The 12,817-nt window shown below is 48.7% G+C and carries 9 protein-coding genes; 6 read left to right on the top strand and 3 right to left on the bottom strand.

Translation table 11 applies throughout. The features are described from left to right. Nucleotides 1-160 precede the first annotated feature (160 nt). The 4 genes from mnmA (at nucleotide 161) to KDK15_RS13650 (ending at nucleotide 4,471) form a co-directional block, all read left to right on the top strand. The gene (gene mnmA, locus KDK15_RS13665) at nucleotides 161-1,279 is read left to right on the top strand and encodes a tRNA 2-thiouridine(34) synthase MnmA (protein WP_373691375.1); all 1,119 of its coding nucleotides are present in this window, start codon (nucleotides 161-163) and stop codon (nucleotides 1,277-1,279) included. Nucleotides 1,280-1,336: 57 nt separating this feature from the next. Further along, a complete protein-coding gene (gene hflD, locus KDK15_RS13660) occupies nucleotides 1,337-1,948 on the top strand; it encodes a high frequency lysogenization protein HflD (RefSeq protein WP_257295942.1) in 612 nt (203 codons plus the stop codon). 172 nt (nucleotides 1,949-2,120) lie between these two features. Then, nucleotides 2,121-3,491 carry an adenylosuccinate lyase gene (purB, locus tag KDK15_RS13655; protein ID WP_257295941.1) on the top strand — a complete coding sequence of 457 codons (1,371 nt, stop codon included), beginning with the start codon at nucleotides 2,121-2,123 and terminating at the stop codon, nucleotides 3,489-3,491. A 635-nt stretch (nucleotides 3,492-4,126) separates the two neighbouring features. Further along, nucleotides 4,127-4,471, top strand: coding sequence for a hypothetical protein (locus KDK15_RS13650; protein ID WP_257295940.1), 345 nt, complete (start codon nucleotides 4,127-4,129; stop codon nucleotides 4,469-4,471). A 144-nt stretch (nucleotides 4,472-4,615) separates the two neighbouring features. Here KDK15_RS13650 and KDK15_RS13645 read toward each other — a convergent pair whose 3' ends face one another. Both KDK15_RS13645 and KDK15_RS13640 read right to left on the bottom strand, forming a co-directional pair. After that, nucleotides 4,616-6,799 carry a malate synthase G gene (locus tag KDK15_RS13645; RefSeq protein WP_257295939.1) on the bottom strand — a complete coding sequence of 728 codons (2,184 nt, stop codon included), beginning with the start codon at nucleotides 6,797-6,799 and terminating at the stop codon, nucleotides 4,616-4,618. Between the two features lie 404 nt (nucleotides 6,800-7,203). After that, entirely contained in the window at nucleotides 7,204-8,136 is a 933-nt protein-coding gene (locus KDK15_RS13640; protein WP_257295938.1) for a LysR family transcriptional regulator, read from the bottom strand. Between the two features lie 139 nt (nucleotides 8,137-8,275). On the opposite strand from KDK15_RS13640, the gene aceA reads away from it, so the two are divergent. Then, on the top strand, nucleotides 8,276-9,592 hold the full coding sequence (aceA, locus tag KDK15_RS13635) for an isocitrate lyase (RefSeq protein ID WP_257295937.1): 1,317 nt from the start codon (nucleotides 8,276-8,278) through the stop codon (nucleotides 9,590-9,592). 649 nt (nucleotides 9,593-10,241) lie between these two features. Then, nucleotides 10,242-11,243, top strand: coding sequence for a threonine/serine dehydratase (locus KDK15_RS13630; protein WP_257295936.1), 1,002 nt, complete (start codon nucleotides 10,242-10,244; stop codon nucleotides 11,241-11,243). 40 nt (nucleotides 11,244-11,283) lie between these two features. On the opposite strand, the gene pykF is transcribed toward KDK15_RS13630, so the two are convergent. Next, nucleotides 11,284-12,705: a pyruvate kinase PykF gene (gene pykF, locus KDK15_RS13625; protein ID WP_257295935.1), complete on the bottom strand. Its 1,422-nt coding sequence runs from the start codon at nucleotides 12,703-12,705 to the stop codon at nucleotides 11,284-11,286. Between the last annotated feature and the right edge of the window lie 112 nt (nucleotides 12,706-12,817).

The raw sequence follows: 12,817 nt of genomic DNA, 5'->3' as shown, positions 1-12,817 counted from the left end.
ATACAATATACCATCCTTAGCCAGGAATAAATGAAGTTTTGTTATGAAAACGAAACTGCCATCTGCATTTACCACTATAAATTCCCAGCAGTATGGCGCTTAATTACCGGGAAAGGTAAAATGGCCAGCTATTTTTTGACAGGTGGCAGTATACCCAGTGATAAAGCATCCTTCCCAAACCAAAGTGATTGTTGGCATGTCCGGCGGTGTTGATTCGTCCGTATCCGCGTTGCTTCTGCAACAGCAGGGCTACCAGGTGGAAGGACTTTTTATGAAGAACTGGGAGGAAGATGACGGGTCTGAATACTGCACCGCAATGGCCGATCTGGCCGATGCCCAGGCAGTTTGTGACAAGCTTGGCATTCATTTACATAAAGCCAATTTTGCAGCTGAATACTGGGATAATGTTTTCGAACATTTTCTCAATGAATACAAAAACGGCAGAACTCCGAATCCGGATATCCTGTGCAATAAAGAGATCAAATTTAAAGCCTTTCTGGATTACGCATTAACCCTCGGCAGCGATTACATAGCGATGGGGCACTATTGCCGTCGCATGGATCGTGATGGCCATAGCTACCTGGTGAAAGGGGTAGATAATAATAAGGATCAAACCTACTTCCTCCATGCGCTAAGTGAACAACAAATTGCCCGCACTCTCTTTCCGGTCGGTGATCTGGAGAAAACTGAAGTTCGACGCATTGCCGAAGAACACGGGCTTATTACCCATAACAAAAAAGACAGCACGGGTATCTGCTTCATCGGTGAGCGCCGGTTCAAGGACTTTTTGCAGCAGTACCTGCCAGCACAGCCTGGCGCTATTGAAACGGAAGATGGCAAGGTGATCGGTGAACACTCGGGGTTGATGTACCACACCATTGGCCAGAGGCAGGGACTGGGGATAGGCGGACTGAAGAATGCTGATGAAGCGCCCTGGTATGTCCTGGATAAAGACCTTGAAAGAAATGTGCTGATCGCCGGTCAGGGTAAGGATCATCCCCTGCTCCTCTCAGACAGCCTAACCTGCTCGCACATTGACTGGGTTTCAGGAAAAGCGCCGGAGATGCCCTGCCAGCTCAAGGCAAAAGTGCGTTATCGTCAACAGGACCAGGACTGCACGCTTACCCGGGATGCCAGTGGTGATTACCGGGTTATCTTTGATCAGCCGCAAAGAGCAGTTACTCCGGGCCAGTCGGTGGTCTTTTATGATGACCTTTGTGATGAACAGGTATGTCTTGGCGGCGGTGTTATTGAAACACGGACACAAGCATCGGCTTGATCTTCAAGAAACTGAAAACCTTATCAACGACAACGGAAATCCCAGAGAAAAAGATTGGTGCGATATTCTACAAAGGACCAGGCGGCTGCATTATGTGGCGTGTTCCAGGCCGCAGAGTTGGTAAACAAGCTGGCAAGGACCGGGCAATTGAGTGAAGAAGCTCTAACCCCATCCATCCACAGTATTTTTATAACCTCACCGGATGATGTTTCACAGGTTTATGGTGGTTTCGATGGTCTGTCCATGGGGAGAAAAACCCTGGAGTCCGTGTTAAGCAGGGACAGCTCTGCCATTCAGGGGGATGTTATCCGCTATGCCCTGGCCCTGATTCACATCGAGAAAAAGCTGAGCCGTAACCGAAAGATGCTGAGTACCATCGGTGAGCGACTCAATAGAACCAAAGAACAGGTCGAACATTTTGGCATGCTTCATGACAATTTGATTGCAAGCCTGGCCAGCATCTATCTGGATACCATCAGTACCTTTAAAACCCGAATACAGGTGGCTGGTGATATGCGCTACTTGCAGAACCCGGTTAACGCTAACAGGATCAGGGCCATCCTGCTGGCAGGTATCCGTTCTGCCACCCTCTGGCGCCAGTGTGGTGGCAGTCGCTGGCACCTGTTCATCAGCCGAAGCAAGTTGCTCGATGGTCTCAAGCAACTGTGATAGCTGAATTTCAAAGGGCACTTCCCGGTGCCTGATTCATCCACTGCATTGGAAAACTGCCTGTGATCTCTCCCTGATCGGCATTCTGTTAAGGCCAACCGGCCAATGATTAGAATCTGAAAGAGGTATCCGTTATCATGCGGCCTTTTCCCTTGAGCTTAAGGCATAAAACATGGAGCTGAATGCACTGACCGCCGTCTCTCCCATTGATGGACGTTATGGTGATAAGACCCAATCCCTCAGAACCATTTTCAGTGAGTATGGACTGATCCGCTTTCGGGTTGCGGTGGAGGTTCGCTGGTTGCAGTCTCTGGCCAGCCATTCTGCCATTACTGAGGTTCCAGCACTTTCTGAACCAGCCAGCCAGCTGCTGAATAGCCTCGTCAGTGGTTTCTCCATGGTCGAAGCTGAGCGGGTGAAAGAGATTGAGCGCACCACCAACCATGATGTTAAAGCGGTGGAATACCTGATCAAGGAGCGCTTTCAGGGCAATGATGAGCTGTCAGCGATCAGTGAGTTTGTCCATTTTGCCTGCACATCGGAAGATATCAATAACCTCGCTCATGGCCTGATGCTGAAAACCGGTATGGCAGAGGCCTTATTGCCTGAGATGCGCAAAGCCATCTCAGCCATTGAACAGCTGGCCAGGATCCATGCCGACCAGCCCATGCTATCCAGAACCCATGGCCAGACCGCCTCCCCGACCACCCTTGGTAAAGAAATGGCCAACGTGGCTTACCGCCTGAAGCGTCAGTTGACACAAATCGAAAGCATTGTCCCCATGGGGAAAATCAATGGTGCTGTCGGCAACTACAATGCCCATCTGTCAGCTTACCCGGAAGTGAACTGGGCTGAACATGGCGAGCAGTTTGTTACCAGTCTGGGCCTGGAGTGGAACCCCTACACAACGCAAATCGAACCTCATGACTACATTGCTGAGCTTTATGATGCCATCTGTCGCTTCAACACCATTCTGATCGATTTTGACCGGGATGTCTGGGGCTATATCTCTTTGGGGTATTTCAAGCAAAAGACGGTTGCCGGTGAGGTAGGCTCATCAACAATGCCCCACAAAGTAAATCCGATTGATTTTGAAAACTCTGAAGGCAACCTGGGCATCGCCAACGCCATTATGCAGCACCTCGCCGCCAAACTGCCGGTTTCCCGCTGGCAACGCGACCTGACGGACTCCACCGTGCTGCGCAATATGGGCGTTGGCCTGGGTCAGAGTCTGATTGCCTATGCCGCAACCCTGAAAGGCATTGGCAAGCTGGAAGCCTCCCCTGCCCGTATTGAGCAGGACCTTGATAACGCCTGGGAAGTACTGGCAGAGCCCATTCAAACCGTTATGCGCCGCAATGGTATAGAGCAGCCTTACGAAAAGCTCAAAGCACTGACCCGTGGTCAGGAAGGCATTACCAAAGAGACCCTGGCAACGTTTATTGATGGTCTGGAGCTTTCCGCCAATGTAAAGGCCGAGCTAAAAGCGCTAACTCCAGCCACTTATGTTGGTAATGCGGTAGAGCAGGCTCTGGCTATTTAACCGAAAAATACTGACAGGGAATTGGCAAAAAGGAGAGGCAACACCGCAAGTCATAAGGTGATTATCCATCAGTTTCGGATAATCACCATAGAAGCCAATAAAATGATCTGAACTATTTTTTATGTCCGGTTGTCCAAAAAATATTATTCAAAAAACAACAGGACTCATCCTATGGAACCGACAGTTGCAGGACAAATTCCTTATCTTCCATCAAATGCGACTTTTACCGCAAGCCCTGCTCCTGAGGACGTCAATTCTCAATCAACTCCCCCAGGCGGAACAGCCGTTCGCTTTACCGATAAAAGCGTCTCTGGAGTGGCTGTTCCCCTTTCCATCACAACGTTCGAAGAATCTCCGGAATGTCTAATCTGTTATGAGGACATTTGTCTGAATAAACGTAATATCAGTCAGCCGGAGATGACGTATTGCAAATCCCGCCACGCATACCATAAAAAATGCGTTGAAAATTTTTACACTCGGAACCCTGATCAGGCCCCCCTAAAAACCCCGACTCAAAGTGTTTTATATGCTCTAATCCCATGCCGTTAAGAATGCCCAGATGGGATGGCGAGGCTTTTATTTGCCCGATTCGCAAAAGCGAGCTGGATGCCATTACACCTTATGTTGGCCCCCCCATGACTTTCTCACTGGCTGATTACCCTTTGATTGATGCGCAGGAGGTAACGGTTGCCCTGGGCTTTAAGGGAGCTCCCACAATTCATATTCTGGACACATCGCGAAAACCTCAAGAGGACAACCCCTTACTAGGTGACTATATTGTTTGCCATGAAGACTTGATATTAAACTGGCAACTTGTTTTCCCTAACAAGGATAAACCAAGCAGCTATAACTTTGCCAGACATGCAGTGGCTGATTGGTTAAGTGGAATAACCTTCCAATCTTATGAGCAACAGTTGCAAAACATATCTAAAGCTCTGTTAGCCTGCCCGCTTTCAACAGGGCTACAGCAACATGAGTAACACGTAGCCATAAAAGATAATGTTAAGGAAGATTAGTATAGGGAGGATTGATGATCTAATTGAGAAAACACTCTCAATTAACCTGTTAACCGGTTGATCGAGAGTCTTTTTTGAGCCCAGGATTCGATCCGAAATAATCAGCCTTTAAGCAGAGTTAGCAGCTTTATACTCTTTCCGGCGTTGATGAAGTACAGGCTCGGTATAACCGTTAGGTTGCTCACAACCCTTGAATACCAGATCGCAGGCTGCAACAAAGGCAATACTCTTATCAAAGTCTGGAGCCATGGGGCGGTAAGCGGTATCAGCGGCATTCTGCCGGTCTACAATCACAGCCATACGCTTCATGGTTTCCATTACCTGCGCTTTTGAACAGATATCATGACGAAGCCAGTTGGCAATGTGCTGGCTGGAAATTCGCAGCGTGGCACGGTCTTCCATCAGACCAATATCATTGATATCCGGAACCTTGGAACATCCAACGCCTTGGTCAATCCAGCGCACTACATAGCCAAGAATTCCCTGGGCGTTATTGTCCAGCTCTTTTTGGATCAACTCTGCGGATAATTTACCCGGATCGGTCATTACCGGAATTTGCAGAATGTCATCAACACTGGCTTTTTGACGACCGGCCAGCGCTTCCTGACGGGCCAGAACATTAACCCTGTGATAATGAACGGCATGAAGTGTAGCGCCATTGGGAGAAGGCACCCAGGCGGTGTTGGCCCCTGACAGGGGGTGAGCAATCTTCTGCTCCATCATTTTTGCCATCTCATCCGGCATCGCCCACATGCCTTTACCAATCTGGGCTTTGCCGGGCAGACCCGTATGGAGACCAATATCAACATTCTGATCTTCATAGGCCTGAATCCAGGTAGACTGCTTCATCTCCCCTTTGGGAATAACAGGTCCGGCTTCCATACTGGTATGTATTTCATCCCCGGTACGGTCCAGGAAACCGGTATTGATAAAGACAATGCGATCTCTGGCCTCGCGGATGCACGCTTTCAGGTTTATGGAGGTTCTGCGTTCTTCATCCATAATACCGACCTTTAAGGTATTGGCAGGTAGATCAAGAGCCGCCTCAATACGTGAAAACAGTTTGCAGGTAAAGGCAACTTCTTCCGGCCCATGCATCTTTGGCTTGACGATATAAATGCTGCCTTCCCGGGAGTTCTGCTGGCTACCCGCCTTTTTCTTCAGGTCGTGCATGGCAATCAGGGAGGTGAACATACCATCCATAATGCCTTCCGGAATTTCATTGCCCTGAGCATCAAGAATGGCATCGTTGGTCATCAGGTGACCGACATTCCGGACAAACATCAGGCTTCTGCCGGGTAAGACCAGCTCACTACCGTCTGGTGCCGTGTAAATCCGGTCAGAACTCAGCTTTCGGGTCACCGGCTTGCCACCTTTAACGAAAGTATCTTCCAGATCACCTTTCATCAGTCCAAGCCAGTTGCGATACACCAGGGCCTTGTCTTCTGCATCCACTGCCGCTACTGAATCTTCGCAGTCCATAATGGTGGTAACGGCGGCCTCAACGATCAGATCCTGAACATCCGCAGCATCATCTCTGCCGATGACACCTTCAGAATCAATCTGAACATCAATATGTAACTCATTATTTTTCAACAGTATTGAGTCGGGCTTTTCAGATCTTCCGGTATAACCACAGAATTTTTCCGGCTCTTTCAGGGATGTGATTGAATCATCCTCAAGTGAAATGGCCAGACTGTTTTCCAGCACCTGATAGCGAACGGCGTCTTTATGGCTACCAGAAGCCAATGGAGCCGCTGCATCCAGCAATTCACGACCAAACTCAATCACTTTCCTGCCACGAATCGGATTATATCCTTTCCCCTTTTCTGCCCCTTCACCGTCCGGAATAGCATCCGTCCCATAAAGCGCATCATACAGGCTACCCCAGCGAGCATTGGCTGCATTCAGGGCAAAACGGGCATTCATAACGGGGACTACCAGCTGGGGGCCTGCCTGACGTGCTATTTCACTGTCGACCTTGCTGGTGGAGACGGCAAAGTCATCACCTTCAGGCAGCAGATAACCTGTTTCCTCAAGGAAAGACCTGTACTCAGGCTTATTGTCTTCGGTGTAACGGTTTTGTTGGTGCCATGCATCAATCTTCCGTTGAAGTTCATCCCGACGGGCCAGAAGCGCTTTGTTTTCAGGGGCAAGGTCATTAACCAACGCTTCAAGCGACAGCCAGAATTTCTCTGGATCCACACCGGTTCCCGGAGCAATGTCATTCACCAGTAAATCATGGAGTACCCGCGCTACTTGCAGGCCGCCTTTCTGGATGCGCTCAGTCATTTCAACCTCACTTCCTGACCATTATTATGCAACTGACGTATACATTATGCTGCAACTATGTACAAGCACAACAATTCCACCTCCATGCTATCGAAGCCAGAAGGTATGTCCAATTAACGCCCGCAATGACGGCTATTTATCCTATGAATGGTGACTGTTAAATCGAAATTCAGACCAGGCGCCTGAGTCTACGTAGTCATAGAACATTTTTGGTACACGTTTTATGGCCAGAGCCTGTAGATCACGAATAGAGCAGACTTGTTCAAGATTTGAGTGAACGGCAAACATACGATTTGCCCAAATTTTGTAGAAGTCTGTTAATTTTAGAACACAGGAAAACAATAACAGCATTGATTGTTAACAAGTGATATTTGTTGTTTGTTTGCGTGAAAAAAAACCAGATATCAATTTTCAGCCACTGACCTGATAATCTGTCTCAGCCACTGATGTGCAGACTCATGATGGAGTAAAGGGCTCCAGGCCATGGATAGATCAAATGATGGAATTTCAAACGGGGGCCTGACAACAGCGAGCCTGGCACTGAGGCGTTCAATATCCGCAAGCCGACTGGGAAGTGTAGCGATCAGATCATTCTGGGCAGATAACAGCATTGCCACTTGGTAATGACGGGTAAAAACACTGATTTTGCGTTTTTTGCCAACAGCAGCCAGTGCTTCATCGACCCAGCCCAGTCGCTGTACATCCTCAGGATTAACCCCTACGCCAATACCCATACCGGTTTTGCTGGCCCAGATATGCCGGGATTGAAGATAGGTGTCCAGAGTAAAATTATTCAGTATTGGGTTTTCTCTACTCACCACACAGGAAAAGTCATCTTGCCAGATCCGGTATTGATAAAACGACTGAGGCAGACTGTCAAAACGGTTAATGGCCATATCGACCCAACCTTGCTCCACGTCGTGAAAGCTGACATCACTGGGCGTTAAGACATCCAGTGTCACATGATGTGCTAATGAGCGAATCTGCTTTAACACCAACGGGATCAAGGTTGATTCAGCATAATCAGAAGCCATGATCCTAAATACCCGCTGACTGGTTTCAGGATCAAACTTCTCTTTTGGCTGAATCGTTTTCTCCATGGCCAGCAATGCTTCACGAATCAGTGGCTGGAGTTCAAGTGCACGTTCTGTTGGGGTCATCCCATCGCTGGTCCGGATTAACAGAGGATCATTAAACAACTCCCGCAGTCTGCGCAGCCCATTGCTCATGGCAGGCTGGGTAATTCCCAACTGTTCAGCGGCACGGGTTACGTTTCGCTCCCTGAGCAGAACATCCAGGTAAACCATCAAATTCAGATCAACACGTGCAATATTCATTCTAAAAATACCCGAGATAACTCTTATAAATTACCAGAATCTTTCTCAGGTGTTTAGGATGATCGGCGTAAATCAAACATTTGTTTGAATTCAAACAGTCGCATAACTACACCTCGCTTTCCGTGGGAGGAAAAATAACATGGCTCGCTATAACCGCTCTGAAGAAATTGCCCGCATTGAAAAGGACTGGGCGGAGAACCCACGCTGGAAAAATGTAAAAAGAACCTACAGTGCAGAAGACGTCGTCCGTCTGAGAGGTTCTGTGAAAATTGAAAACACCATTGCCAGACAGGGTGCCGAGAAACTTTGGGACCTGGTGTATGGCAACCAGTCTAAAAAAGGTTATGTCAACTGTCTCGGCGCCCTCACTGGCGGTCAGGCAGTACAACAGGTTAAAGCAGGCATTGAAGCGATCTACCTTTCCGGCTGGCAGGTTGCGGCAGATAATAATACCGCCAGTACCATGTACCCTGACCAGTCTCTGTACCCGGTTGACTCCGTGCCGGCAGTGGTCAAGCGCATCAACAACAGTTTCCGTCGTGCCGACCAGATTCAGTGGAAAGCCGGTAAGCAAGCGGGTGATGAAGGCTATGTTGACATGTTTGCCCCGATTGTTGCGGATGCAGAGGCTGGCTTTGGTGGTGTACTGAACGCCTATGAGCTGATGAAGGGCATGATTGAAGCCGGTGCTGCCGGTGTACACTTTGAAGACCAGCTGGCTTCCGTTAAAAAGTGTGGCCATATGGGTGGCAAGGTGCTGGTTCCCACCCAGGAAGCGGTACAGAAGTTGATTGCAGCTCGACTGGCTGCTGACGTTGCTGATGTACCAACCATTGTTCTGGCCCGTACCGATGCTAACGCTGCTGACTTGATTACGTCTGACTGTGACCCTTACGATGCAGCATTCCTGACTGGCGAAAGAACCCCTGAAGGTTTCTTCCGGACCAGGGCCGGTATAGATCAGGCTATTGCCCGTGGTCTTGCCTATGCGCCATATGCCGATCTGCTGTGGTGTGAAACCGCTACTCCAGACCTGGATGAAGCCCGTCAGTTTGCTGAAGCGATCAAAGCTGAGTACCCGGATCAGCTACTGGCTTATAACTGCTCACCATCCTTTAACTGGAAGAAAAACCTGGACGATGAAACCATTGCCAAATTCCAGCAGGAACTGAGCGATATGGGCTACAAGTACCAGTTCATCACCCTCGCAGGCATTCATAACATGTGGTACAACATGTTTGAACTGGCTCATAACTACGCTCAGGGCGAAGGTATGAAGCATTATGTCGAGATGGTTCAGGAGCCAGAGTTTGGCGCGGCGGAAAAAGGTTACACTTTTGTTGCCCACCAACAGGAAGTTGGTACCGGTTATTTTGATGATATGACAACGGTTATCCAGGGTGGCCAGTCTTCAGTAACTGCGCTAACCGGTTCTACGGAAGAAGAGCAGTTCTAAACGGTAAAAGCTTGAGCCCCTGATTGATGATGGGGCTCATTTTTAATGATGAAACATATCTCTGGCCAGTTCAGGTAGCTCATTCTCTAGCGCTTTCTTAAATCTGAGAGCTGTCTCGTTCGGTGACGTCCTAAGCTCACTAGGCGTTGTTAGCGTATCAAGAAGTGACCTGACTTTCGCTGACTTATCACGTTTACGTTGGATATTATCAAGCTCAGCACTGGAAATAGTAAGTTTATGCGCCAGGTTGCTTGTCAGTTTTTTTATCTGATGATTATGAAGGCCTTTCACCGCTTTATCGTAGTTCTCTACTAATTTTTGGTAGGGCTGCTTTTGAGCTATTCCTTTTGTTTACACCTGTATTTTGATTTACCCGCACAGATGCTTGGAAGACAGGTAACCTTGGGATCGTCGGAAACATTCACACAAGCCTTTACCTAATTATTATGACCTTATTATTTATATAGACTTGCTCTTTTGTATAAGTTCAATTTTAAGCGATAACTGGAACAGCCCACGATATCCCAGTACCCGGGAAAACCGCTCTCCCCTGAACTTTTCAAACCTCACAGCCAATTTTGACTATCTTTTAAAGGCGATGGCAGCACCAAAGCCAGTTTGCCTTTAATAAGTTAAAGATGTTGAGGTTATGTCAGCAGTACCCAATGTTAACCAGCTTCCTGATTATCTGAAGTTAAACCATGCTTTTCAGCAAATAAGAAACAATGTGCGCACCACCCCGCTGATAAAATCAGATGCCTTGAGTGAACTGATCAGAGGGGAAGTGCTGATCAAAGCCGAGTCTTTGCAAATTACCGGGGCATTTAAGTTTCGGGGTGCATATTACAGGCTGTTAAATTTAACAAAATATCAGAAAAAACAAGGTGTTGTGGCGCATTCTTCCGGTAACTTTGCAGCAGGCTTGTCAGCCGCCGGACAGCTTCTGGACATACCGGTCAGGCTGGTAATGCCCCATGATGCCCCCAAATCAAAAATAAACAATGCCAGGCGTTATGGCGCAGAGGTCATTCTCTGTCAATGCAATAAACCTTCCAGAGAGGAAGCTGCCAGTGATATGGCCAGTAAACTAGCCGATGATCATGGCGCAGTTTTGCTACACCCTTTCGATGACCACGAGATCATTATTGGCCAGGCATCTGTAGCGCTGGAGCTTCAGGAGCAATTGGCGATGTCCGGGAAAGCCTGTGATCACATTCTCTGTCCCGTTGGTGGTGGCAGCCTGGTGGCAGGATCAAGCCTGGTGTTTGGCAGCAATACCCAGGTATGGGCCGTTGAAGTCGATGGTTACCAGGGAATGGGTATTTCTCTTGAAAATGGCAGGCGCTCTCGAGCCAAAGGTCATATCCTGTGTGACTGTGATGCTTTACTGGCCCTTGAGCCTGGCATTGCCAACCTGGACATCGTTCTGCAAACCGGTGTCAGAGGTATAACAGTCAATCCTCAAAAATCCCATGACGCAATCAGGCTCGGTTTTCAGGAGATGAACCTGGTGCTGGAGCCCAGCGGTGCGGTGGCCATTGCCGCGATTATGGAAAACCCGGCACTGTTTGAACATAAAACCGTAGTAGCAATTGGCAGTGGAGGTAATGTTGATCCAGGAAAGTACGCTGCAATATTAGAGGCTGTCTGAGTATTGAAAACCAAACATGCGATTAAAAAGAACTCAGTAATTAATCGATCACATGCACAGAAGCCGTATTGGTAGTACCTGACTCAACCAGGGCACCGGAAACCATCACAACAACATCACCAGACTGAACAAAGTTGTGCTTTACCGCCAGATCCTTACCCAGCTTATAGAATGCATCGGTGTTTTCCTGCTGTGATACCAGGCTGGTGGTCACCCCTTTGCTCAGGCTAAGCTGGTTAGCAGTCTTCTCGGAAGAGGTCAGCGCCAGAATCTGGGCTTTAGGGAAGAACTTACGCAGGGAGCGTGCAGACTTGCCCTGTTCAGTGGCAACGATAATCAGCTTGGCAGTCAGGATATCAGCCGTCTTAACGGCACCACGGCAAACCGCCTGAGTGATGCTGCGATAATTGTCGATCTCGGCATCGAACTCTTCAACACGCAGTTCCATGCTCTCATCAGTGCTGTTGCAGATGGTTGCCATTACCGCCACAGACTCTGCCGGATACTTACCTTTGGCGCTCTCGCCGGACAGCATTACTGCGTCGGTGCCGTCCAAAATAGCGTTTGCTACGTCACCGGCTTCTGCACGGGTTGGACGAGGATTTTTAATCATGGAATCCAGCATCTGGGTAGCCGTTATAACCGGCTTACGGGCATGGTTACATTTGTTGATCATCATCTTCTGGGCAAAGATCACCTGATCAACCGGGATTTCTACCCCCAGGTCGCCACGGGCCACCATGATGGCATCAGAAACGGCCAGAATATCGTCGAAGTTATCAACGCCTTCCTGGTTCTCGATCTTGGAAATGATCTGGATTTCCTGACCACCGTTGGCGTCCAGCAGCTCACGGATCTCTTTAACGTCGCTGGCTTTACGGATAAACGAGGCCGCCACAAAGTCAACGCCCTGCTCACAACCAAAGACCAGATCAGCCTTATCTTTTTCCGACAGGGCAGGCAGGTTAACTTTAACGCCAGGCAGGTTTACCCCTTTGTTTTCACCCAGTTCACCATTGTTCTTAACTTCACAGACAATTTCCTGGGCCTTGACTTTTTTTACCGTCAGTTCAATCAGGCCATCGTCCAGCAGAACAGTGTTACCCGGCTTCAGGTCAGCGGTCAGTCCAGCATAGGTAACCGCTACGCGAGTGCTGTCGCCAATAACAGACGTGTCGGTAGTCAGAATAAATTCCTGCCCTGCAGTCAGCATGACGTCATCGCCATTGCGCAGTTTAACAATACGGATTTCTGGACCTTTGGTATCCAAAAGAATGGCAACACGCTTACCGGTTTTAGCCATGACTTCTCGCAGGCGGGCAATACGGGCACCATGCTCGTCAAAGTCACCATGGGAAAAGTTCAGTCGCATCACATTCATGCCATTGTTGACCAGCTTGGTCAGCATTTCATGGGATTCAGACTTTGGGCCGATGGTACAGACGATCTTGGTTTTTCTCACTGGAGTTTTCTCCGTCAGAGGGGGGGCTAGGAGGCTGTCCGAGAATAGGCTACCCTACTGCGGCGACAGCAAATTGGTCTAAAAATCCGCTTTTGTTCGGCAAATAGCCCCG

It is taken from the genome of Endozoicomonas sp. YOMI1 (genome assembly GCF_024606345.1).
Classification (GTDB): Bacteria; Pseudomonadota; Gammaproteobacteria; order Pseudomonadales; family Endozoicomonadaceae; genus Endozoicomonas.
Note: the sequence above shows the minus strand (reverse complement) of the source record. Positions and strands in the feature narration are given on the sequence as shown.

What these genes read in the sequence shown, in the direction of transcription:
- aceA (WP_257295937.1), top strand. Translation starts at nt 8,276, where the DNA reads ATGGCTCGCTATAACCGCTCTGAAGAAATTGCCCGCATTGAAAAGGAC.
- KDK15_RS13650 (WP_257295940.1), top strand. Translation starts at nt 4,127, where the DNA reads ATGACTTTCTCACTGGCTGATTACCCTTTGATTGATGCGCAGGAGGTA.
- KDK15_RS13630 (WP_257295936.1), top strand. Translation starts at nt 10,242, where the DNA reads ATGTCAGCAGTACCCAATGTTAACCAGCTTCCTGATTATCTGAAGTTA.
- KDK15_RS13640 (WP_257295938.1), bottom strand. Translation starts at nt 8,136, where the DNA reads ATGAATATTGCACGTGTTGATCTGAATTTGATGGTTTACCTGGATGTT.
- KDK15_RS13645 (WP_257295939.1), bottom strand. Translation starts at nt 6,799, where the DNA reads ATGACTGAGCGCATCCAGAAAGGCGGCCTGCAAGTAGCGCGGGTACTC.
- purB (WP_257295941.1), top strand. Translation starts at nt 2,121, where the DNA reads ATGGAGCTGAATGCACTGACCGCCGTCTCTCCCATTGATGGACGTTAT.